Source organism: Caulobacter sp. Root655 (assembly GCF_001427665.1).
Classification (GTDB): Bacteria; Pseudomonadota; Alphaproteobacteria; order Caulobacterales; family Caulobacteraceae; genus Caulobacter.
In genome coordinates, this window is record NZ_LMHC01000001.1 from 647,055 (window position 1) to 670,327 (window position 23,273).

Sequence of the window (23,273 nt, forward strand, 5' to 3'; positions counted from 1 at the left end):
TGGCGGCTATGTTTCAGATTCGATGCGTTGAAGCGTCGGTCAGGCTACTTCACACCGCCCCGCGCCAGCACGTCCACCAGCACCGCGCGGTAGGCCGCGTCGAACGGCGCCCGGTCGCTGTCCGGCTTGTTCGGATAGACCGTCCGCAGTTCGGCGATGCGCTTCGCCGTGGCGTCCTGCCAAACGGGATCCATCTTCGACAGCCGGGCCAGGATCGCCCGGTCGTCGCGGCCGGCGACCGGTTCGTAGGCCAGCAGCGCCTTGAACTGCCACATCGTCTGGCGGAAGACGTCGGGCGTCGCCGCGCCGGCCGTGCGTCCGGCCGCCCACTTCACCGCCTCGGCCACCTGTTTGCGAAAGCGCGGATCGTCCCAGGTCGAGGGCGTGTGGCCCAGGTTGGTGAAGAACAGCCGGCCCTTGCCGACCTGGCGGGCCCAGGCCACCGGCACGGCATAGGGCCGCTTCAGCGGCGTGCCGGCGAAGTCCAGGGTCTGCAACACCCGCACCCGGGTCGGGTCGAAATCGGAATGCTGGTAGATTTCCTCGGCGTAGTCGAAGCTGACCGGCCACATGGCGACGGCCGGGAAGTCTGGGTCCAGGGTCTCGATCCGCACCGGCGTGCCTTGCGTCCACGGATGGCCGGCGAAACGGCCGCCGATGAACCGGGTGTAGGGCTCGCCGGGACCGGTGTAGTCCCAGCCGGTGTCGGTGGCGCTGTGCAGGCCGACGAAGCCCAGCTTGCCCGCCGCCACCCGCTGCTGAACCGCCGCCCAGGCCCGCGGCGAGATCGGCAGGGCGCCGGTGGTGTAGAACACCAGCACGTCGATGTCGGCCAGGCGTTCTGGCGTGATCTCGCGGGCGTCCTGGGTGACCTGCGCGGTGAAGGCGCCGCTCTCCTGGCCGATGGCGATCATCGCGGTTTCCGAGAGCGCCAAATTCGACGAGGAGGGGCCGCCGCCTTCGGGCCGGGCCACTGGAACGTGCTTCCAGCCCACCGACTGGTCGAGATAGAGCACCCGCAGCGGCCGGGCCGCCGCCAGGGCGCTCGTGGGGAGGGTGATCAGGGTCGCGAAAGCGACCAGCAGGGCAAGGACGAGGCGGCGGGCCATGGGGGACTCACTGGGGACGGGCCCTCAGCCTAGCGGCAAGCGATCCGGCGGCCCAGCCCGTCGCCATGCCTCCCTAGCGAGCGGGCGCTTCATCCCAGTCGGCGAGAACGCTGGACTGGCGCAGGCCGGCGAACAGGCGCTGGACATTGGCCTGGTTGGCCTTGGCCAGCGCGGCGAGGCGCGGCCGGATGGAAACGGGCGCCACCGCGACCACGCCATCGGGCCAGCGGTGGCAAAAGCCGAGCGTTTCGAGCATGCGCAGATGCCGCCGGACGGTCTCGCGGGGAAGTCGCAGCGGACCGGCCAGGGCGGCGATGCGGACGGGACGGGCGGCTCGCAGGGGATCATTGGCCCAGCCCGCCAGCGCCTCGGTGGGCAAGGCGCGGGTGTTGGCCAGCACCAGCTCCAGCAGGACGCGGCTGCTCATCACGTTCCCGGTCAGGGCGATCAGGTCGCTGCAGGCGCGCAGCACATATTCCGAGAACGCCCAGTTGGCGACGCGCACGCGCGGGTCGGCGCGCGGCGACAACACCGGCGCCGCGTCGCCGGCGGGAAGCGCGCCCGCTGCCTTCAGCGCCTTGTAGAATTCGCGGGCCCGGTCGTAGCGGGCGCGTTGCGCGGCGAGGTAGCTGGGCAGGGTGACGGCGTCGCGCGGGACCACCATGCCCTGCGCGCCGATCACGCAGAGGCCGGCGCCGGCCAGCTTCAGGGCGCGCCGGCGGACCGTCTCGAAAGGCAGGTTCAGGGACTGGGCGACCGCGTTGATGCTGACCGGCCGTCGCAACCGATCGGGCGCGGACGTCTCGGCCCCGCCATAGGTCGACCGCAGGTCGGGCGCGCGCTTCACCGGGGTCATGTTGGCGTCGAGCGCGGCGGTCAGGATCAGGGCGTCCAACAGTTCGTGGTCGCCCCGGGTGATCTCGACGGTGTCGCGGATATAGTCCAGCGAAGCACGGCCGACCGCCCAGAACAGAAGCTCTGGCGGCGGGCGATGGGTTCCTGGCGGCGGGACGGGTGCGGGCATCTGTGGGCGCTCGGCAAGCAACTGGACGATATCTCAGGTCGGCGGGGGCGATCGCCGGATGGGCCTCCATCTGGGCGCCGCGCCGGGGACCGGCGGGCCACGGCGACAGGTACCCATTTTGGGCGCCCAGCCCTTACAAATTCTTCGTGCGTCAAGTTAGTTGCACGCCTCAAGGTTGTTGGAGGCGTCGATGCCCACCGAGATCAAGTTCCCGGCCAAGCCGTTCTACATCATGTCCAAGATCGCCCGGTCCAACTGGGGGCTGACGATCACCCCGGAAGGCAAGGTGGTGCTGGAGGCGCTCAAGGGAACGGTCGACCAGGTTTGGACGGCCACGCCCGATCCGCGCGGCGGGGCGATCCTGCGGCATGTCTCGACGGGCAAGGTGCTGGCCTGTCAGATGCAGCACATCTCCATCCCGGGGCTCATCGAGATCGACCTCCCCGCGGGACCGTTGAAGGCGGTGGACCTCGACGCCAGCGACGCCAAGCAGCTCTGGCGCGCCGAGGAGGTCAGCGGCGACTGGTCGGCCATCAACACGCTGTTGCAGTGGGAAGCCAAGATCAATGTCTTCGACTCCGACGTCCACGGGACGGTCGGGGTCTATCGATGGGACGGCGGCGCCGACAACGAGGAATGGCGCCTGATCGCCGAGGCGGGCGAACTGACGGTCGATTCCGTCACCTACGACATGAGCAAGGCCGTCCCCGACCTGGGCATGCCGCCCTCCCACTGCACGGGGACCACCGTCGACAACACCCTGGGCGGCACGACGGTGACCAGCACCTATTCCCTGGCGCGCACCGTGACCACCCAGCGTTCGCTCACCAACGCCAGGACCGACACGACGGGGCACAAGTACACCCAGACCTTCAGCGCCAAGGGCGGCGTCGCCAAGGTCGTCGAGGTCACCGCCTCGGCCTCGTTCGAACAGACCGACAGCACGACGCTTTCGCTGACGGACCAGAAGGTCAACACCGAGAGCGTCGTCGACACCATCGCGACGCAGGTCTCGGTTCCGGCGGGCAAGAAGTACGCCTACCACATCGTGGTCTACTACGGGAAAGTCACCGTGCCCTACACGGCGCACCTGACGTTCCAGTCGACGACCCCCGGCGCCAAGCCGGTGAAGCTGACCGTCGAGGGCGTGTTCGTCGGCGTCAACAAGGTCGACAACGAGATCGTCATCCGCGACGTCACCTCGCCCAAGGCGAAGGAACAGCCGCTGATCGGCAAGATGGCGCTGGCCTAGACACGGGGGGCGGCGGCTCGCGGGGAGGGGACGCGAGCCGCCTGATCCGATCTTGGGTGTGTCCGTTTCGGCCTGCATTGACGCGTCCCACCTTGTTGTCATCCCGGCTGTAGCGAAGCGAAAGGCCGGGACCCAGGGGCCACCGCAATGCGCCGGCCCCTGGGTCCCGGACAGCCCCTGCGGGGCTTCCGGGATGACAACCCGATCTAGGGACCGATCATCCGCCAGGCCAATCGAGCAGAGATCCGGGCGCTCCTAATCCGCCTGCACCCGGTCGACCCGCGCCGCGAAGATGTAGCCGACGTGGCGGACGGTGCGGATCATCTGTCCGCCGCCGGCCCGGTCGAGCTTGCCGCGCAGGCGGCTGATGGCGACGTTCACCTGCCGCGGCGCGGACCGGAAATAGGCGTCGGGCGGACCCTGGCGCAGCTGGTCGCGGGTCAGCACCTCGTTGGGCCGCGCCACCAGGGCCCACAGCACTAGGAACTCGGCGGTCGACAGGGTGACGGCCACGCCGCGCGGGTCGAACAGCGCCTGGGTCGCGGCGTTGAAGCGCCAGCCGTCGAAACGGTAGGCGATCGACGCCTTCGCCGCCGGGGCGTCGGTCCTGGCCTCCTCGCTCCGGCGCAGCACCGCCTTCACCCGGGCCAGCAGTTCGCGCGGCCGGAACGGCTTGACCACATAGTCGTCGGCGCCGATCTCCAGGCCGACCACCACGTCGCACTCGTCGCCGGCCTCGGACACCACCATGATCGCCGGCGGCGAGGGCAGGGCCAGCAGCCGGGCGCAGACCGACAGGCCCGAGGCGTCGGGCAGCAGCATGTCCAGCATCACTAGGCTGACCTGGGTCTCGCGCAGGATGTGCTCCATCTCGCGGGCGCTGCCGGCTTCGATCGCGTTCAGGCCGTAGCCCGTCAGCAGGGCCCCGATCTGCTGGCGGACGGCCGCGTCGCCGTCGAGGATGAGGATGCGCTTTTCCACGAGTCTAGAACATCGCCCGCCCGACGAACCGGGCGGTGTACTTGGTCTGTTTGCGCGACGCCTCGACCCCGCCTTCGACGGCGAAATAGGACAGGGCGCTGCCGGTGCGCAGGGCGAGGTTCAGGGTGACCGCGCCCTGCTTGTCGGTGTCGGAAACCAGGGTGAACGGCGTGCCGCCGGCGAAACTGGCGACGGTGTCGGCCATCGCCCCGGCCAGGGTCTGGCGGTAGCCGACCCGCACCTCGGGGCGCACCCAGACATCGGTTCCGTACTGCGTGCCCAGCACCAGGCCCAGGTCGCCGCTGAGGTTGCTGGCGTTGCGCGACGCCACGGTCAGGTCGAAGCCCGCGCCGCCGCCGTGCTCCTTGCGCTCGCCCTCCCACAGCCAGACATAGTCCAGCCGGCCCTCGGGACGCAGATAGGCCCGGCCCAGCCTGGCCTCATAGGCGAGGCCGGCGAAGGCGTTGGCGACCATGCCGTTCCAGGCGGCGGTGTTGGTGATGGACGCCTGGGCGACGCCGTCGCCGTCGGTGTCCCCCGCGAGGAAGGCGCGGTCGCCGTTGAAGCGGCTGTAGCCCAGGCCGCCGCCGAGGTTGAAGCGCCAGCCGCCGACCGCCCTGCGCCAGTAGAGGCCGGCCTGGAGGATCGAGGCCGTGGTCTTCTCGCCCAGCTTGGCCACCGTGTCGTGCTCCTCGAGGCTGACCGCCGCCAGGGTGACGCCCAGCGCGCCGCCGGCGTCGCCCATGGCCTCGTAGCCGGCCACCACGCCCAGGGCCTGGGTGTCGGAGCCCTGGGTGTCGCCGTCGTCGCGCCGGATCAGGGCGTTGATCTCCTGCACCCAGGCGCTGTCGGGGCCGTAGCGTTCGGCCCCGTCGGGACGCACGGCGGTCGCCGCCGAGATCTGCTGCTGCACGGTCTGCAGCGCCGCGAACAGGCCCTCGCCCTGGCTGGGCAGCATCTGGTCGTAGAGGTTGAAGAAGCCGTCGCGGGTGTTCTGGCCCAGGAAGGCGTCGGCGATGTCGGTGTTGTTCGACAGGGCCGCGAACACCGCGTCATAGGCGCTGGTCTGGCCGCGCGGCATCGCCGCCTCGGCCGCCGTGCGCCGGCGGACGTCGATCAGCACGTTATTGCCCTCGGCATAGCCCTTGGCGACATAGAGGTAGGGCGCGTTGCCCAGCAGGTCCTGGTCGATGGTCCCCGCGGTCAGGCTGCCGGCCTCGATCACCGTGTAGGTGGTCGGCGTCGTCAGCAGACTGGTCAGGTTCAGGCCCAGGGTGGCGCCCGAGGCGATGGTGGCGGCGCCGACCACCAGCTTGGTCTGGGTTCCGGCCGCCGGGTCGGCGGTGAAGACCAGGGTGCTGTCGGCGCCGAGGGTCAGACTGGTGGCCTTGATGGTTTCGGCGTTGGTCAGGTAGAGCTTGCCGTCGCCGATCGCGATGTCGAGCTTGCCGTCGCTGTCGGTCAGGGCGCCGACCATGTAGCCCGTGCCGTCGAGGGTCAGCTTGTCGGCCCCGTCGCCGAACGACACGTCGCCGATCAGCCCGCCGTTGAGGATCGACAAGCTGTCGTCGCTCGAGCCGAGCAGCACCCTGCCGCGGATCAACGGCTCGTCGGCGTCGTCCACGCCGTCGCCGTCCGTATCGGTGTCGGCCACCTCGTCGTCGCCGTCGTCGCCGTCATTGACCCCCGACTGGACGATCGTCACCCCGGTGGTGTTCTTGCTGACGTCGATGGCGGTGGCGACGCCCTTGACCACCTCATTGGCGGCGTCGGTGTCGCTGTCGTCGGTGTCGTATTCGTCGTCGGTGGCATAGACATAGGCGGCGATCGTGCCGGTGTTGGTGATGGTCTTCAGCCCGCCCGACTGGTCGAGGATGGCGTAGGCCGAGCCGCCTTCGCCGGCGACGGTGGCGCTGATCACCCCGGCGTTGGTCACGGTGGTCATGCTGGCGCCGGCCGCGATGCTCAGGGCCGTGGCGGTCACCGCGGTGTCGCCGGTGACCGAGGCGGCCAGCGAGCCCTTGTTCCACAGGGTGTCGGCCACGGCGCCGGCATTGAGCTTCAGGCCGACCGCGTCGGCCTCGTAGGCGCTGGCCGAGATCGACCCGTCCAGCCGCACGCCGCCGGTGATCAGGGTCGACTGCCCCGTCGCGCCGCCCAGCTGCACGCCGGTGGCGGTGATGCCGTCATGGACGCCGGCGGCGGTCACCGAACCCTTGATGAGCAGGCCGTAGGCGTCGTCGCCGGTCCCCACCGCGCCCATTGTCACCGCGCGGCTGTCGGAACCGATCAGCAGGGCCGGGGCCGAGCCGTAGGCGGTGATCGAGGCCGTGCCCTCGCTGCTGTCGGTGACGCCGTCGCCGTCCTCGTCGTCGCTGGTGTCGTCGTTGGTGTCGGTGGGCGGGGCGTCCAGCAGCACGCCGCCGCCGACGTCGGCGGTGACCCGCACCCCGCCGCCGCCCTGCAGCAGGTCGTCGGCGTCGAGCAGCGCCTCGTCGTCCGGATCCGTGTAGCGGCTGGTGACGCGATAGCCGGTGGAATAGACCGAGCCCTGGATCTTGAAGACCCCCGAGACGTCGCCGTCGACCGCCACCCCGACGCCGCCCGCGCCCAGCACGCTGACCGAGCCGGTGCTGGCCAGGTCGCCGCTGATGGTTCCGGTGTTGCGGATGCCGTAGCCGCGATCGCCGGTGACGCTGATCGTGCCGGCGTTGAGCAGGGAGCCGGTCAGGGCGGCCTCGAGGCTGACGCCGCCGGAATCATTGCCCTCGATGCTGATCGAACCGGTGGAGTCGTTGGTGATCGCGCCGACGAACGGGCTGGTTCCGGTCAGCCGGATTCCGTAGCGGCCCGATCCCTTGGCGAACAGGCCGTCATAGTCGCCGTCGCTGTCGTCGTCGGTGTAGTCGTAGTCCTCGCCCAGGCTGATGGTCGCGCTGTTGAGCACCGTCCCCGCATGGCCGCCCAGCACCAGCACGCCGATGGAATCGGAGACGTTGTTGGTCGACAGCACGCCGTTGTTGGTCAGGGTGTTGTCGCTGTCGACCGTGGCGATGGCGCCTGAGACGGTCGGCTTGATCGCTCCGTCGGCGGTGATCTTCACATCGTCTGCGGCGCCGGCGTTGGCCGTGGAGGTGGCGATCGGCGTCGTTCGCGAACTGCTGGTGACCTGGGTCTCGGCGCGGACCCCGCCGGCGTACAGCAGCAACGGGGCCAGGGCGGCCGTGGTGAGGAGATGGCGGGACATGAACGACCTGTGATGCGTGCCCCCTCTCGCTAGATCTTGGCCATGGCCGCCACATGACCCGGACGTATCGACGTCGATAAGCTCGGCTGTCAGGATCGGAACATTGTTTCGGTATCGCGGCGAAACGCGCGGTTCAGGATACCTTCAGGCGTCGTTGGATGTGAGGCGAGGCCGACATATGTGCCGCCCGGCGCCGCGATCCTCGCCTTGGCCGGCCGTTCCGACGGTGGCGGGCAGACGAACGCCGCCCGCCCCTAGGAGATGCGTGGAAGTTGAGATTGGGAAAACGCCCTGCGTCCTTCGAGGCCCTCCCTTGGAGAGCGCCTCAGGATGAGGGGCTCTGTGCCGAGTTCCTCATCCTGAGATGCGTAGCGCAGCGAAGCCTCGAAGGACGCGGGGCGCCCGCCGAAGACCGCCTGCAATTCCTACTGCCCAAGAACCTAGGCCACCTTCACCCGCGCCGCGCTCTCGGGCAGGTCCGTGCCGAACGCCCGCTGGAAGAACTCGGCCACGGTCGGCCGCTCCAGCTCGTCGCACTTGTTCAGGAAGGTCAGGCGGAAGGCCAGGCCGATGTCCTTGTCGAAGATCTCGGCGTTCTGGGCCCAGGTGATCACCGTGCGCGGGCTCATGACCGTGCTGATGTCGCCGTTCATGAAGGCGTTGCGGGTCATGTCGGCGACGCGGACCATGGCGGCCAGGGTGCGCTTGCCTTCCGGGGTGTCGTAGGACGGGTTCTTGGCCAGGACGATGCCGGCCTCGACGTCATGGTCGAGGTAGTTGAGCGTCGTGACGATGCTCCAGCGGTCCATCTGGCCTTGGTTGATCTGCTGGGTGCCGTGATAGAGGCCGGTGGTGTCGCCCAGGCCGATGGTGTTGGTCGTGGAAAACAGCCGGAAATAGGGGTTGGCGCGGATCACCCGGTTCTGGTCGAGCAGGGTCAGCTTGCCGCCGGCCTCCAGCACGCGCTGGATGACGAACATCACGTCCGGGCGGCCGGCGTCGTATTCGTCGAACACCAGGGCAATCGGCCGCTGCAGGGCCCAGGGCAGAATGCCTTCGCGGAATTCGGTGACCTGCTTGCCGTCCTTCAGGACGATGGCGTCCTTGCCGACCAGGTCGATCCGGCTGACGTGGCTGTCGAGGTTGACCCGCACCAGCGGCCAGTTCAGCCGGGCGGCGATCTGCTCGATGTGCGTGCTCTTGCCCGTGCCGTGATAGCCCTGGACCATCACCCGGCGGTCATGGGCGAAGCCCGCGCAGATCGCCTTGGTGGTCTGGGGATCGAACCGGTAGGCGGTGTCGATCTCCGGCACGTGGCTGTCGCGGTGGCTGAAGTACGGAACCTTCATGTCGCTGTCGACGCCGAAGGCGTCACGCAGCGTTACCCACTTGTCGGGGGCCAGGGTGATCAGGGGATCGGAGGCGTGGGCGTCGGTCAGGTCGGGCATGACTTCCGATTACCGCCTTGACGTGGGGGAGGGGAAGGGGCGAGGGCGTTTCCGACCCTAAAAAACACCACGCCCCGGACGGCGGGAGCCGTCCGGGGCGATCAGCGTAGACCTGAACCAGGCCTAGTTGTTGGCGATGATCACCGACATGATCACGCCGGTGGCGACGGCCGCCAGGATGTAGCTGTCGTCGACCCGCTGCCAGCGGTAGCCGCGGGGCGGGGCGCGCAGGCCGTAGCGGTGGTAGTCGCGGACATAGTAGCGGTTGTCGCGATAGCGGGCGTCCAGTCGCTGGCCGCGCTGCCAGTGGCGGTAGGCCTTGCGCTCGTCCCTGCGGTCGTGGCGATAGTCGCGACGGTCATGGCGGTAGTCCCGCTGATCGTGGCGCTGCTCGTAGCGGTCGTCGCGACGGTCGTCGTAGCGTTGGCCCGCGGCCATGGCCGTGCCCGAGAGGGCCGTGCCGGCCAGCAGGGTGGCGGCCAAGGTGGTGATGATCAGACGCTTCATGGCGAGGTCCTTTCCTGAATGTGTGGCAGTCCGACACTGCCGAACCTCTTCTTCGCAAGTCCGACACTAGCGAAGGGTGTTTGGACCTGGGATGAACGGCGACAGTCAGGAATGGTTCATCACATTTCACTGCGGAAACATTCCGCTCGTCCTGGGAATACTTGGCCGGCGCCAATCCGGGATTAGTGCGTTCATTTGCACATGAGGCGTTTTTCGGACTTTCAGCCTCGCCGGGATTGGGCGCGATTGCTTGCCGCCGCGCGAGGCGAACTGGGGGCTCTGGCCGCCCTGCTGGTGCTGGCCGGCGGGGCCCTGGCGTTCCTCGACCTGTCCGGCGACGTGGCCGAGGGCGACACCAGGGCCTTTGACATGGCCGTGCTGCGGGTCCTGCGCCAGCCTGGCGACCCCAGCGGCCTGGTCGGTCCCCCGTGGCTGCACGTCGCCGCCGCCGACGTCACCGCCCTGGGCTCGGTGACCGTGCTGGGCCTGTTCGTCGTCCTGGCCGTCGCCCTGATGCTGTGCCTGAAGCGGTGGAGCGAAGCCCTGGTGGTGCTGGCCGGGGCCGGCGGCGGGGTGGCCATCAGCCAGGGGCTGAAGCAGCTGTTCGGGCGCGAACGGCCCGACCTGGTCTATCGCGCCGTCGAGGCGGCCAATCCCAGCTTCCCGTCCGGCCACGCCATGCTGTCGGCCGTGGTGTTCCTGACCCTGGGAGCCCTGGCGGCGCGGTTCGCGCCCCGCCGGCGGGTCAAGGCCCTGGCCCTGGGCGCGGCGGTGCTGCTCAGCCTGCTGGTCGGGGCGTCGCGGGTCTATCTGGGCGTTCACTGGGCCAGCGACGTGCTGGCGGGGTGGAGCGTGGGCGCGGCCTGGGCCATGGCCTGCTGGCTGGCGGCCTGGGCGTGGGGGCGGTGGGTTCGGCCACGATCAGACGCACCGTCCGGTTGAGAAGCGCCCCGTCCGTGCCTAAGCTCAGGCGTCGTCGCTCGCCAGGAGCGGGCGGACGGGGGATCCATCGAAAATGCGCCAGTTCGGCCTTGCCCTGCTTTCCCTGTGCCTGTCGGGCGCCGGGCCCGCCTTCGCGCAGTCGCCGCCGGCGGGTCCGGTCGGTGACCACGTCCGTGCCTTTGTCGCCTCGGTGAACAGCACCGATCCGGCCGAGACGTCGAAAATTCGCGACCGCGATTTCGGCGAGGAGTTCAACAGGCAGGTGTCGCTGCGGTCCTTCCAGCGGTTCTCCCGCAACCAGCGTCGGGCGACGGGCGGGATCGACCTGGTCGCCGTCCGTCCCGCCGATCCAGGCGCTTCGCGCGTCGAGGTGGTGCTGAAGGATCGGCTGTATGGCGGCCTGCACGGCCTGAAGCTGGAGTTCGAACCGACCGGGGAGCGCCGGATCACCTCGGTCGAGCCTGGGGCCGCGCCGGCCTGGAGCGCGGGGCTGGCGTCGCCGTTGCCGGCCAAGGCCCTGGCGGCGAGCCTCGAGCGGATGGTGGCCAGGGGATGCGAAGCCGACGTGTTCTCGGGCGCGGTGCTGGTGGCCAAGGACGGCGCGGTGCTGGTCGAAAAGGCCTGCGGCGAGGCCAACCGGCGCTACCATGCGCGCAACACCGTCGAGACCCGCTTCAACCTGGGCTCGATGAACAAGATGTTCACCGCCGTGGCGGTGCTGCAACTGGTCGAGGCGGGCAAGGTTTCGCTGGACGACCCGCTGAGCCGCTATGCCGACGAAACCTGGCTGCCGCGCGCGGTCTCCGACCTGATCACCGTGCGCCAGCTGCTGACCCACACCAGCGGCCTGGGCAGCTATTTCGGCGACAAGTTCCGGGACAGTTCGCGGGCCCTCTACAGCCAGGTCGACGACTACAAGCCGCTGGTCCAGGGCGAGACGCCGGAGTTCAAGCCCGGAACCCAATACGCCTACAGCAACACGGGCATGCTGATGCTGGGCGTGGTGATCGAGAAGGCCTCGGGCGTCGGCTATTTCGACTATGTGCGCGAGCACATCTACAAGCCCGCCGGCATGACCCGGACCGACAGCTATCCGATGGACCAGCCGATCGAGAACCTCGCGGTCGGCTATGTCTACGCGCCGGACCAGCCCTATGGCTGGCGGGAAAACACCTTCGACCACACGTTCCGGGGCAGCCCGGCCGGCGGCGGCTTCTCGACGGTTGGCGACCTGCTGCGGTTCGCCACGGCGCTGCGGGCGGGCAAGCTGGTCTCGCCGGCCGGGCTGAAGACGCTGTGGACCGACCATCCGCCGAACGGCTACGGGGCCGGCTTCACCGTGCAGGCCTCGGCGGCGGGCCGGATCGTGGGCCACGACGGCAGCTTCGCCGGCATCAGCAGCCAGCTCGACATCTATCTGGACCGTGGCTACGTCGCGGTCGCGCTGTCCAACCAGGACGCCGGGGCCACGACCCTGATCGGCGCGATCCAGAGCGAGATCGCGCGCGTGGCCGGGCCGTGAAACTCGGGCGGGGGCCGCCTACCCCGTCAGTCCCGACTTCTGCAGGGTCTTGTAGGCCTTGATCACCCGCTGCAGCTTGTGTTCGGCGCTGCGGTCGCCGCCGTTCATGTCGGGGTGGCAGCGCTTGAGCAGGTCCTTGTACTTGGCGCGGATGGCCGGACCGTCGGCGTCGGCCTCGAGGTCGAGGTCGGCCAGGGCCTGGCGTTCCAGCTTGCCCAGGTTGCGGCTGACGGCGGCGGCCTCGGCCTTGCGCTGCTGGGCGCGGAACAGGCCGAACGGGTCGTTGAGGTGGCGGGCGTCGCGGGCGGCCATGGCGGCGGCCTCACGCGATCGGCCGTCGGCCTTCATGCTCCAGGTGGGGCGGCCGCCGGTCATCTTCTCCTGCTCCTGCTGCGAGCGGATCTGCCCCTCGCTCATGCCGGCGTAGAAGTTCCAGTTCTTGTTATATTCGGCCGCGTGCTTGACGCAGAAATTGTAGTAGACGCCCGGCATGTCGCGCGACTTGGGCGCCTTGGCCGTGGCGGCCAGGCGGCACTCGGGGTGGTCGCAGCGAACCTCGCCCGGTTTCAGGGCGAAGACGTCGTTCTCCCGCGCCTTCTCTTCCGCCGTTTTCGGGGGGCGGACGCGGATGTCAAAAAACTTGGGTCGGTATTCGAAGTCGGCGCTCATGGCGCTTAGAGTAAGCCGCAGCTATTTCCGTTCAAGGATTGACAAGCAAGGAAGCCGTCATGGGCGCCGTCGCAGACACCATCGCCGCGAAATTGACCACCATTTTTTCGCCCACTCGACTCGAGGTGGTCGACGACAGCGACCGCCACCACGGCCATGCCGGTCACCGCGAGGGCGGGGAGAGCCACTTCAACCTGCTGATCGAGGCAGAAGCCTTTGCGGGCAAGGGGCGGGTGATCCGCCAGCGACTCATCCACCAGGCCCTGGCCGAGGAGTTGGCAGGGCCGGTGCACGCCCTGTCGATCGTCGCCAAGGCCCCTGGGGAAGCTTGACGCTAGAGAGCGAAAACGGGCTTGCAAGCCGGCCCCGCGACTGATTGCCTCTGCGCCCGGCGCAGCTTGCCGGAGAGGCGGATCTGGGCATGAGCGCGCGAGAAACGGCAACTTCCGAGGAAGATCTGGCGGCGGCGCTGCCGGCGCTGCTGGCCCGGGCCTATGCCCGCTACTCGAATTTCACGGTCGCCGCGGCGGTGATCGACGAGGACGGCGTCGCCCATCTGGGGGTCAATGTCGAGAACGCGGCCTACCCGTCGGGGACCTGCGCCGAGCAGACGGCGATCGGGGCGATGGTCACGGCCGGCGGACGCAAGATCGCCAAGGTGCTGATCGCCGGCGGCTCGAACACCGTGGTCCAGCCCTGCGGGGCCTGCCGCCAGCGGATCGCCGAATTCGCCAGCGACACCTGCGAGATCATCTCGGTGCAGGATGGCCGCGCCACCCGCCGCACGCCGTTCTGGAGCCTGCTGCCTGATTCGTTCGGACCCCGCGACCTGGGCTGAGGTCGGGGCTGAGCCAGGAAGGGGGCGGGGCAGGAAAAAGGGGCGACGTCGCCGTCGCCCCTGGATCGTGTCGCCGGGCTCTCAGAGGCCGCCGGGCTTGCACTCGTTCTGGAAGAACTTCTCGATCTCGACCAGCTGCAGCTCCATCATGGCGGGGGTCATGGTGACGTAGCCATGGCCCATGTCCTTGATTTCAAGCCACTTGTACGGCTTGTTCGCCGCCTTCAGCCCGGCGATGAACCGCCTGGAATCCTTGATGTCGACGTTGGTGTCGCGGTCGCCGTGGTAGAGGAAGATCGGGATCTTGGCGTCGCCGGCGTGCTGGATGGCGTCCAGTCCGCCGACGAAGGGCCGCTGGAACTCGCGGCCCAGGCGGCTGTCGGCGGTGACCCGCTTCATGTCCGCCAGGCTGCCGCCCGCGCCCGACACCGCGCACTGATAGAGCCCGTTGGGCCGGATGGTCGCGGCCAGGGCCGAATAGCCGCCGTAGGAATAGCCGAACATCGCGATCCGCTTGGGATCGGCGACCTTCTGGTCGACCAGCCACTTGGCGCCGTCGTCCTTGTCGTCCTGCATCTTCTGGCCCCACTCGCCGTCGCCGGCGGTCCAGAGCTTGCGGCCCCAGCCTTCGCTGCCGCGGAACTGGGGTTGCAGCACGGCGTAGCCGCGGCTGGCGAAGTACTGGTTCCAGCCGCCGTAGTCCCAGTCCAGCGAGTCGCGTGACCACGGGCCGCCGTGCGGCAGGATGATCGTCGGATAGGGGCCGGGACCGGCCGAGGCGGGGGGCGTCGTCAGGAAGCCCGGAATGACCAGCCCGTCCCGCGCCGTGTACTGCACGAGCCGGGTGTCGCCGAGACTTGCGGGCTTGATCCACGGCCGCTCTTTGCCCAGCAGGGTCAGCTTGCCGTCCTTGCTGAGCAGGTAGTATTCGCCTGGCTCCTTGGGACCGGTCCTGGCGACGATCGCGGAGGTCTGGTCGCTGGACCACGAGGTCAGCACCAGGTCGGCCCCGTCGGCGATGCTGATCTTGGCCTTCTTGCCGGTGCCCGGATCGACCCAGTCGAGGGGCATGGTCTTGAGGCCCAGCGCCGCGCGGACGCTCTTGTCCATCGCCGCCAGCCTCGGATCCGTCCAGTAGACGCCGGAACGGGCGCCCAGGTAGCGGAAGCCCATCAACTGGCCGGCGTCGTTCTCGACGACTCCGCTGGCGTCGAACAGCTTGTGCTCGAAAGCCGGCTCCAGGAACGTCTTGGCTGTCACGTCGTATTCGTAGATCCCGGTCTTGTCGCCGTTCCGGGTTCCCGTGACGTAGACGACGTTGGGGTCCTCGCTGAAGCCCGCGATCCCGAAGACGTTGCGGTCCTTCAGATAGGAGCGGAAGTGCGGCCCCCACTGGCCGTTGGGAGCCTTGATCCACTGGACGTAGACGGCCTTGCCGTCCTCGTAGTCCAGCTCGACCTTGGCGCGGACCTCGCCCTTGTTGTCCACCTGCAGGTCGCCGAACTTGTCCGAGCCCCGCTCAACCCGCTCGGCCGTGCCGGTGTAGACATTGGTGCGGTAGATGTCGCCTTCGCCCTCGGTGCTGGTGTCCATCACCAGGACATGCTGTGGATCGCCCGGCAGGCGGCTGAGCAGCGCCGGGTTTCCGGCCCGCTTCTCGAGGTCGGCCTGGTCGCTCGTCGCCCGCTCCTCGGGCAGGGCGGAGGTCCATTTCTCGCCCTTCAGGTCGGTGATGTAGAACTTCCCCAGATGCCCTTTCCACGACCCGACCGTCAGGGTCTGCTGGGCCACGACGGCGAGCCGGTCGTCCTTGATGAACTGGACGCTCATCAGCCGCATGTGTTTGGAGCCGATCGTGAACGGCTGCTTGTCCGGGTGGGCCGTCTCCCAGACGGCGATGATCTGCTCCTCGCCGTCGTTGGAGATCAGGCCGACGATGTGCTTGCCGTCCGGCGACAGGCTCACGTCCGACAGTTCCGGGTAGCGGGTCAGGTCCTTGGCGCTGGGCGCCGCCGCGATGGCGGGCGAGGCCCCGCCGGCCATCGCCGAGACCGTGCCCAGGCAGGCCGCCGCGGCCATGGTCAGCAGCAATTTCTTGAAGCGAGAACCCACCTTAAACCCCTCACGAGAGAACCGACGTTCGCCCGGACGGTAGCGACACTTGCCCCCGTTCGGCAATGTGGCTTCGGCGTGGCGCAACTTTTAAGGGTGATGGGCGAAAAGCCCGGTGTGGTGGGCGCTCAACGCCGAAAAGAGCACGTCTTTTTTGCAAAGCGGCGATATTGCGACCGTGGTGTGACTATATTGTAACGGGAGGCGCAAGAAAAAGCCCGACCCCGTCTATCGCGTTGTAGCCCGTGTTTTGACCTGCCTAAGTTGTCCCGTGAACCTCGGGGGAGCGATGTCACAATGCCCATCAGCGCTGCGGGGAGTAGATATGTTGTTACGTAATAGCCTTCTGTGCACGACCATGATCGTCGGGGTCGTCGCCATGGGCGCGCCGTCCATCGTCTTGGCGCAGGACACCTCTTCCGTCCCGCCGGCCGCTGCCCCGGCCGCCACCGAGGTCGAAGAACTGGTCGTCACCGGTTCGCGGATTCGGCGCAACGAGTTCAACAGCATCTCGCCGGTCCAGGTGATCACCTCGGAAGGCTCGACCCTGGCCGGCCTGGTCAGCGGCAGCGAGATTCTGCAGGGTTCGTCGGTCTCGGCCGGCTCCACCCAGATCAACAACCAGTTCGGCGGCTTCGTCGTCAACGGCGGCGGCGGCGTGAACACCGTCTCGCTGCGCGGCCTTGGCGACCAGCGCACCCTGGTGCTGCTGAACGGCCGGCGCCTGCCGCCTGCGGGCACGCAGGGCGCGGTGGCGGCCGTCGACCTGAACATCCTGCCCGACGCGATCGTCGATCGGTATGAAATCCTGAAGGACGGCGCCTCGTCGATCTACGGCTCCGACGCCGTGGCCGGCGTCGTCAACGTCATCACCCGCAACAAGCTGGACGGCGGCCGACTGGAAGCCTCGGGCAAGTTTGGCGGCGGCGGTGACGGCGGCAACGAATACACCTTCAGCGGCGCCTACGGTAAGGTCCTGGATCGCGGACGCTTCCAGATCAGCGGCCAGTACTATGAGCAGAAAGCGCTCAAGTTCGGGGACCGCAAGGACCTGATGTGCGACGAGCAGTATACCTTCGATCCGACCACGGGCGCGCGCAACGACTGGATCGACGTCGACACCGGCACGTTCAAGTGCACCGGCCCGTCCGGCGCCCTGTTCAACTACATTCCGGTGAGCCTTGGCCGGACCAGCGCCCTGGGCCCGGCGGGCGCCTTCTACGGCAGCCGCGCGCGGATTTCGACCGACGGCCCCGGCTATCCGGCCAATCCGCCGATCGTCGCCGCCTCGAACCCGGACGCCCGCCTGCCCGGCTACCGCTTCGCGCCGCTCAACGACCGCGACACGGTCAACGCCCTTGAAAGGGATGTCGACTTCCTGTCGCCGGTGAAGCGCTACACGCTCTATGCCGATGGCCAGTACGACCTGAACTTCGGCGAGGTCTACGGCGAGTTCCTGGGCCACCAGCGCAAGTCGTCGCAGACCCAGGTCCAGCAGCTGTTCCCGACCATCGCGCCGGAAGCGCCCTGCGACGTGAACCCGTTCAACTGCGTTGGCGCCTCCTATGCGGACGCGGCCCACACGATCCCGGGCTGGGCCAGCGCCAGCCCCGGTGGCGTGGGGTTGTTCGCGCCGCAGGCCCTGGTGCTGACCCCGTTCAAGTTCGCCCAGGACATCACCGTCTATCGCGGCGTCGCCGGCCTGCGCGGCAAGTTCAACGACAACTTCGGCTTCCTGAAGGGCTGGGCCTGGGACGGCTATGTCAGCTATTCGAAGAACCGCGGCAAATACACCCAGACGGGGATCGACAGCGACAAGTTCCTGGCCGGCATCGGCGGGGACTGGGCGAGCAGCGACTTCACGCCCATCGTCGGCCGTCACATCGACCTGTTCTCGGACGAAGTGCTGAAGTCGGGCAATCTGACGGCCTCGGACTACGCCTACCTGAAGCTGGTCGACAAGGGCGTCACCGAATACGAGCAGACCGTCGCTGAATTCCAGGTGTCGGGCGATCTGTTCAACCTGCCGGCCGGCCCGTTGGCGGGCGCGTTCGGCGTGTCCTATCGTCACGACAAGCTCGACGACCAGCCGGGTCCGGAAATGGCCCGCCAGAACTTCTACAACCTGGCCACCGCCAGCCGCACCAAGGGCAGCGACACGGTCAAGGAACTGTACGGCGAACTGGAAGCGCCGATCATCAAGGCCGTGCCGCTGGTCGAAGCCCTGACCGTCAACCTGTCGGGCCGCTATTCGGACTATGATTCCTACGGTTCGAACTCGACCTACAAGGCCGGCCTGAACTGGCAGATCACCAGCGCCTACCGGCTGCGCACCAGCTACGGCACCTCGTTCCGCGCCCCGGCGCTGTTCGAGCTGAACCTGGGCAACCAGGGCGGCTTCCTGAGCCAGGCCTCGGTCGATCCGTGCATCCGTTACGCGCCGCCGGAAGGCGGCGGCGTGTCGAACCCGACCATCGCCGCGAACTGCGCCGCCCAGGGCATCCCGGGTGACTACAACGGCGCCAATCCGTCGGCGTTCATCGTCACCGGCGGCGGCAAGGACCTGAAGCCCGAAAAGTCCAAGGCCTTCAGCGCCGGCTTCATCTGGACGCCGGACTTCGCCGACATCAACGTCGCGATCGACTATTACGAAATCGAAGTGAACAACCAGGTCACCAGCAACGGCGCCGCCGTCATCGGCCGGTGCTACGCCTCGGCCGACTTCCCGAACAACCCGTTCTGCGCGCTCTTCACCCGTGACCTGGATCCGGACTCGTCGACCTATCTCGGCATCACCGACATCGACGGCAGCTACCGGAACATCGTCAGCCAGACCAGCCGCGGCATCGACCTGACGATGCGCTACAACCGTGAGATCGGCCCGGGCAAGCTCACCCTGGACGCCCAGTTCAGCTACACCCTGGAAGACTCCCAGGAGCTGTTCCCCGGTTCGACGGATGACTTCAACGGCGTGATCGGCGAGCCGAAGGTCGTGGGCAACACCCAGCTCCGCTACCGCTGGCAGGACGTCACCTTCCAGTGGTCGACCGAGTTCGTGGGCCACCAGTCGAACTACGACTACCAGTTCGGCACCGACATCTCGGCGCCGTCCAACCTCACCACCCCGCAGGGTTCGCGCTACAAGGGCAAGAACCATGCCGAGGCGATGTGGTACCACGCCCTGTCGATCCGCTACGAAGCCGACAAGTGGGAAGGCGTCGTGGGGGTGACCAACATCTTCAACGAAGACCCGCCGAAGGTGTCGCCGGCCCTGCAGGATCGCGGCAACTTCACTTACAGCCGCGCGGGCAGCTACGCCTTCGCCAGCCAGTACGACTATATCGGTCGCCAGGTGTTCGTGAACCTGACCCGCCGGTTCTAGTCGTCGGTGACTTGAACACAGGAAAGGGCGGACCCGCCGGGTCCGCCCTTTTTCTTTTGTGCATCCGGTTTCCGCCGAGCGAGAGGGCCGGCTAGACCGCCTGGGCCGCCAGCCCTTCCAGCACCCGCCGCAGGTCGGCTTCGCGGAACGGCTTCTGCAGCACGGTGGCGCCCTTGTGGCCTTCCGACAGGCCGGCCTCGCCATAGCCGCTGGCGAAGGCGAACGGCACGCCGCGCTCCTTCAGGACGTCGGCGACCGGAAAGATCGGGCGGCCGCCCAGATTGACGTCCAGCAGGGCGGCGTCGATGTCGGCGCTGGCGGCCAGGCGCAGGGCCTCCTCCAGCTCGGCGGCGGGGCCGACGACCAGGCAGCCGAGGTCGCTGAGCATGTCCTCCACCAGCATGGAGACCAGAGCCTCGTCTTCGACCACCAGAACCTTCAGGGCGACGAGGGTCTTCATTGTTCGGAGCTCCAGGGCACGGATCGACAACCTCCCGGTGTGGGCGAGGCCAGGGCTATCATAGGGTAGGTCGATCCCCGCGGACAGCTCGTCCGGGAGGTCTCTGGACGGTCGGCGAGATCATCGATCCCGTCGTCCTCGGCGCGGCGCATTGCCTTGGCCAAGCTGCTTCCCCCCGCCGTGCGAACGTCCGGCGTGCTGACAACGCGCCGCCATGGTGACGGTTCCAGCTTGCCGCATCCTGCCGCCGTCAACGGTGCTTCTCAAACGGAATCGTCAGGATGGGACGCTGAATCAAATGCTTAGGTCAAAATCCCGACATTCCGACTAGCGGGCCGCCTAACGGGCGCCCTCGTCCAGGCGGGCGCTGATCCGCAGGCCGGTGATCTGGTTGCGCTGGCGGCGCAGCACCTGGAAGCGGTGGTGGTGGAAGATGAAGATCTGGCCCGGTTCCGGAATGGTCTGGGCCTCGTGGATCACCAGGCCGGCGATGGTCACCGCGTCGCCTTCCGGCAGGCGCCAGTCCATGGCCCGGTTCAGGTCGCGCACCGTCACATGGCCGTCGACGTGCACCGAGCCGTCGACCTGCGGGCGCAGGCCCTCGACGCTGGTGTCGTGCTCGTCCTCGATCTCGCCGACGATCTCCTCGAGGATGTCCTCCAGGGTCACCAAGCCCTGCAGGGCGCCGTACTCGTCGACCACCAGGGCGAAGTGGCTGCGGCGCTTGAGGAAGGCGTTGAGCTGGTCCTTGAGGTTGGTGGTGTCGGGGATGAACCACGGCTCGCGCTGGATGGTGGCCACGTCGATGGCGTCGATGTCGCCGTTGGCGGCGGCCAGGGCCCGCAGCAGGTCGCGGGCGTGCAGCACGCCGACGATGTTGTCGGCGTTGTCGCGATAGAGCGGGATGCGGGTGTGCTGGGCCTCCAGGGCCTCGGCCACCAGCTCGCGGGCCGGCAGGTCGGCGTCGATCAGGGTGATCGACTTGCGGTGGACCATGATTTCCGAGACGTCCATGTCCGACAGGTCCAGCACCCCGCCCAGCATCCGCCGGTCGCCGCTTTCGACGCCGCCCTCGGAGTGGTGGTACTCGACCGCGCCGCGGATCTCCTCGTGGGCGGCCAGGACGTCGACCTCCATGGTCAGCTTGACGCCGAACAATCGCAGAGTGCGGCGGACGATCCACTGGATGGTGTAGATGATCGGCCCGAACACCCGGACCACGATCAGGGTCGGGCCCGACAGGAAGCGGGCGACGTCGTCGGACTTGAGGATCGCCAGGGTCTTGGGCAGCACCTCGGCGAACACCAGGACCAGCACGGTCATGGTCGCGGTGGCGGCGGCCACGCCCCACGGGCCGGGGATGGCGGCGGTCAGTACCTGGGTGGCCAGGGCCGAGGCCAGGATGTTGACCAGGTTGTTGCCCAGCAGCACCGCCCCGATCATCGTCTCCTGGTCGGACAGCAGCTTGTTGACCCGCTTGGCCGGCCGGTCGCCCTCTCGCTCCAGCTGATGCATCCGCGCCCGCGACGCGGCGGTCAGCGACGTCTCGGCGGCCGAGAACAGGGCCGAGATCGCCAGCAGGGCGATGACGATGGGCGCGAGCCCGAGGATGGCGGTGAGGATCATGGTGAGGTTGTACGCCAGCGGCGCGTCGCGCGGGAGGGGCGACGGGAAACGCCACCGCTCGCCGCCGAGCGGGCCGCTCAGGATTTCGAGGCGAGGTCCGGCCGGGACGCGAGGAAGGCCGCCCGCTCTTCATCGGTCATGACTTTCGCGGTCTTCCGCCTCGCCACCATCGGCGTGGGCCGCGCGTAGGCCTTGGGCTGGGTGGATGACGGCTTGAGATCAGCCAGGCGTTTGATCGGCGGCTTCATGTATTTTCCTCAACCGGCCGAGCCGGGATCGCGTGAAGACTATGTGGCGACCCGTGACGATCATGTGAAGTCGCTGATCGCCGACGCCTCCGGCCACATGGCGCTCCGCGTAACGCCCTAAACCGCCCCTTCCTCCAGCAGGAACGCCCGCAGCGCTTCCCGATCCACGTCCTTGGCCACGAAGGCGTCGCCGATGGCGCGAACCAGCACGAAGGTCAGGGTCCCGCCCTCGGCCTTCTTGTCCTGGGCGGTGTGGGCGATCAGGGCGTCGGCGTTGAACGGTTCGTCGCGCACGTCCGACAGCCTGGTCGGCAGGCCCGCCGCCTTGATCGCCGCCTCGGCGCGGGCGGCGTCCTGGGCCGAGCACAGGCCCTGACGGACCGAGAAGCGGAAGGCCTGGGCCATGCCCAGTCCCACGGCCTCGCCGTGCTTGAGCGCGTCGCCGAAGCCCATCTCGCCCTCGACCGCGTGGCCGAAGGTGTGGCCGAGGTTCAGCAGGGCCCGGCGGCCGGCCTCCCTCTCGTCCTCGGCGACGATCTCGGCCTTCATTTCCACCGAGCGGCCGACGGCGCGGACCAGGGCGGCGGTGTCGCGCTCCAGCACGGCCTTCACATGGGTCTCCAGCCACTCGAAGAACACGAAGTCGCCCAGCAGGCCGTACTTGATGATCTCGGCATAGCCGCAGGCCAGCTCGCGGGCCGGCAGGGTAGCCAGCACGTCGAGGTCGGCCAGCACCAGGCGGGGCTGGTGGAAGGCGCCGATCAGGTTCTTGCCACGCGGGGTGTCGATGGCGGTCTTGCCGCCGACCGAGCTGTCGACCTGAGCCAGCAGGGTGGTGGGGATCTGGATGAAGTCGATGCCGCGCTTGTAGATCGCCGCCGCGAAGCCGGTCAGGTCGCCGACCACCCCACCGCCGAACGCGATGACCATGTCGCCGCGCTCCAGGCCCAGGGCCAGCAGGCGGTCCGACAGCTCGGCCAGGCCCTCGAAGCTCTTGGTCTCCTCGCCGGGCGCCACCAGGATCACATCGGTGGCGACGCCGGCGTGCTCCAGCGAATTGGCCAGCCGCTCGCCATGGTGGTCGCCGACATTGGTGTCGCTGACGATGACCACGCGCTTGCGCTTGAGCAACGGCGCGATGTGCTCGCCGGCCCGGTCGATCAGGCCGGTCCCCACGACCACGTCATAGGCGCGCGCGCCCAGGCCCACGGGAATGATCTGGATCACTGGGGTTCGCTTTCGGACTGTTGGGGGTGGGCCAGATAGGCATGGAGCGCCTGGATCACCGCCTCGACCGCCACGCCGTGGGCGGTGTCGCCGGTCTCGACCGTCAGGTGGGCCTCGCCATAGGCGGGATAGCGGGTTTCGGCGTGTTCGCGCAGCACCGCCATCGGGTCGCGGCCCTTGAGCAGCGGCCGGCCTTCCTTGCGGCCGACGCGGCGGGCCAGCAGCTCCAGGTCGGCCTTCAGCCAGACGGCGATGGCCTTGTCCTTGATCAGGGCGCGGGTTTCGGCGTTGGCGAAGGCCCCGCCGCCGGTGGCCAACACGTGCGGCGGTTCGTCCAGCAGCCGGGCGATCACCCGTCGCTCGCCGTCGCGGAACGCCGGCTCGCCCATCTCGGCGAAGATCTCGGGGATGGTGCGGCCGGCGGCGGCCTCGACCTCGTTGTCGGCGTCGCGGAACGGCAGGTCCAGCGCGGTGGCAAGGCGGCGGCCGACGCTGGACTTGCCCACGCCCATCAGCCCCACCAGGACGATGGTCCGGTGGCGCAAGGCGGCCCTCGGGTCGGGGCTGGCCCCCAAGTCGGGGCGAGAAAGGTCGGGGTCGTCGGTCATGGCCACCTCCGCGTTTACACGAGGCCAGGCGTTCCCGCCAAGGTTTGGACCAAGGCGGCGTCCAAGCTGTT

Annotated in this window: 19 protein-coding genes; 6 read left to right on the top strand and 13 right to left on the bottom strand. The window is 68.4% G+C overall.

What is annotated here, in order from left to right:
* Window positions 1–44: 44 nt before the first annotated feature.
* Both ASD79_RS02985 and ASD79_RS02990 read right to left on the bottom strand, forming a co-directional pair.
* Window positions 45–1,109 carry a ThuA domain-containing protein gene (locus tag ASD79_RS02985; RefSeq protein WP_056719547.1) on the bottom strand — a complete coding sequence of 355 codons (1,065 nt, stop codon included), beginning with the start codon at window positions 1,107–1,109 and terminating at the stop codon, window positions 45–47.
* Window positions 1,110–1,182: 73 nt separating this feature from the next.
* Window positions 1,183–2,133 (bottom strand): hypothetical protein, encoded by a 951-nt coding sequence (locus ASD79_RS02990; RefSeq protein WP_056719548.1) that lies wholly within the window; start codon window positions 2,131–2,133, stop codon window positions 1,183–1,185.
* Window positions 2,134–2,323: 190 nt separating this feature from the next.
* Between ASD79_RS02990 and ASD79_RS02995 the strand changes: the two genes are divergently transcribed.
* Entirely contained in the window at window positions 2,324–3,385 is a 1,062-nt protein-coding gene (locus ASD79_RS02995; protein WP_056719549.1) for a hypothetical protein, read from the top strand.
* A gap of 255 nt (window positions 3,386–3,640) precedes the next feature.
* Here ASD79_RS02995 and ASD79_RS03000 read toward each other — a convergent pair whose 3' ends face one another.
* The 4 genes from ASD79_RS03000 to ASD79_RS03015 form a co-directional block, all read right to left on the bottom strand.
* The gene (locus ASD79_RS03000; RefSeq protein WP_056719550.1) at window positions 3,641–4,366 is read right to left on the bottom strand and encodes a response regulator; all 726 of its coding nucleotides are present in this window, start codon (window positions 4,364–4,366) and stop codon (window positions 3,641–3,643) included.
* A gap of 4 nt (window positions 4,367–4,370) precedes the next feature.
* Window positions 4,371–7,613: an autotransporter outer membrane beta-barrel domain-containing protein gene (locus ASD79_RS03005; protein ID WP_056719551.1), complete on the bottom strand. Its 3,243-nt coding sequence runs from the start codon at window positions 7,611–7,613 to the stop codon at window positions 4,371–4,373.
* A gap of 440 nt (window positions 7,614–8,053) precedes the next feature.
* Window positions 8,054–9,061 carry a cobaltochelatase subunit CobS gene (gene cobS, locus ASD79_RS03010; RefSeq protein ID WP_056719552.1) on the bottom strand — a complete coding sequence of 336 codons (1,008 nt, stop codon included), beginning with the start codon at window positions 9,059–9,061 and terminating at the stop codon, window positions 8,054–8,056.
* A 123-nt stretch (window positions 9,062–9,184) separates the two neighbouring features.
* Entirely contained in the window at window positions 9,185–9,568 is a 384-nt protein-coding gene (locus tag ASD79_RS03015; RefSeq protein ID WP_056719553.1) for an RcnB family protein, read from the bottom strand.
* 201 nt (window positions 9,569–9,769) lie between these two features.
* Here ASD79_RS03015 and ASD79_RS03020 point away from each other — a divergent pair, with 201 nt between their 5' ends.
* Together ASD79_RS03020 and ASD79_RS03025 are read left to right on the top strand one after the other, a co-directional pair.
* Entirely contained in the window at window positions 9,770–10,510 is a 741-nt protein-coding gene (locus tag ASD79_RS03020) for a phosphatase PAP2 family protein (RefSeq protein ID WP_056719554.1), read from the top strand.
* Window positions 10,511–10,583: 73 nt separating this feature from the next.
* Entirely contained in the window at window positions 10,584–12,032 is a 1,449-nt protein-coding gene (locus tag ASD79_RS03025) for a serine hydrolase (protein ID WP_056719555.1), read from the top strand.
* Between the two features lie 18 nt (window positions 12,033–12,050).
* On the opposite strand, the gene ASD79_RS03030 is transcribed toward ASD79_RS03025, so the two are convergent.
* A complete protein-coding gene (locus ASD79_RS03030) occupies window positions 12,051–12,701 on the bottom strand; it encodes a J domain-containing protein (protein ID WP_007666133.1) in 651 nt (216 codons plus the stop codon).
* Window positions 12,702–12,760: 59 nt separating this feature from the next.
* Between ASD79_RS03030 and ASD79_RS03035 the strand changes: the two genes are divergently transcribed.
* Together ASD79_RS03035 and cdd are read left to right on the top strand one after the other, a co-directional pair.
* Entirely contained in the window at window positions 12,761–13,033 is a 273-nt protein-coding gene (locus ASD79_RS03035; RefSeq protein WP_056719556.1) for a BolA family transcriptional regulator, read from the top strand.
* Between the two features lie 89 nt (window positions 13,034–13,122).
* Window positions 13,123–13,539, top strand: a complete 417-nt coding sequence (gene cdd, locus ASD79_RS03040) for a cytidine deaminase (RefSeq protein ID WP_056719557.1) — start codon at window positions 13,123–13,125, stop codon at window positions 13,537–13,539.
* A gap of 81 nt (window positions 13,540–13,620) precedes the next feature.
* Here the strand turns inward: cdd and ASD79_RS03045 are convergent, their stop codons facing one another.
* The gene (locus ASD79_RS03045) at window positions 13,621–15,651 is read right to left on the bottom strand and encodes a S9 family peptidase (RefSeq protein WP_156400333.1); all 2,031 of its coding nucleotides are present in this window, start codon (window positions 15,649–15,651) and stop codon (window positions 13,621–13,623) included.
* A 325-nt stretch (window positions 15,652–15,976) separates the two neighbouring features.
* On the opposite strand from ASD79_RS03045, the gene ASD79_RS03050 reads away from it, so the two are divergent.
* Window positions 15,977–19,033, top strand: a complete 3,057-nt coding sequence (locus tag ASD79_RS03050) for a TonB-dependent siderophore receptor (protein ID WP_162252330.1) — start codon at window positions 15,977–15,979, stop codon at window positions 19,031–19,033.
* Window positions 19,034–19,124: 91 nt separating this feature from the next.
* Here the strand turns inward: ASD79_RS03050 and ASD79_RS03055 are convergent, their stop codons facing one another.
* The 5 genes from ASD79_RS03055 to ASD79_RS03070 form a co-directional block, all read right to left on the bottom strand.
* Window positions 19,125–19,493, bottom strand: coding sequence for a response regulator (locus tag ASD79_RS03055; RefSeq protein ID WP_007666121.1), 369 nt, complete (start codon window positions 19,491–19,493; stop codon window positions 19,125–19,127).
* Window positions 19,494–19,832: 339 nt separating this feature from the next.
* Window positions 19,833–21,116, bottom strand: coding sequence for an HlyC/CorC family transporter (locus tag ASD79_RS03060; protein WP_156400372.1), 1,284 nt, complete (start codon window positions 21,114–21,116; stop codon window positions 19,833–19,835).
* 80 nt (window positions 21,117–21,196) lie between these two features.
* The gene (locus tag ASD79_RS24520; RefSeq protein WP_200952267.1) at window positions 21,197–21,367 is read right to left on the bottom strand and encodes a hypothetical protein; all 171 of its coding nucleotides are present in this window, start codon (window positions 21,365–21,367) and stop codon (window positions 21,197–21,199) included.
* 117 nt (window positions 21,368–21,484) lie between these two features.
* Window positions 21,485–22,594 (bottom strand): 3-dehydroquinate synthase, encoded by a 1,110-nt coding sequence (aroB, locus tag ASD79_RS03065; RefSeq protein WP_056719561.1) that lies wholly within the window; start codon window positions 22,592–22,594, stop codon window positions 21,485–21,487.
* On the bottom strand, window positions 22,591–23,202 hold the full coding sequence (locus ASD79_RS03070) for a shikimate kinase (RefSeq protein WP_056719562.1): 612 nt from the start codon (window positions 23,200–23,202) through the stop codon (window positions 22,591–22,593). Before ASD79_RS03070 ends, aroB begins: the two co-directional genes overlap by 4 nt.
* Between the last annotated feature and the right edge of the window lie 71 nt (window positions 23,203–23,273).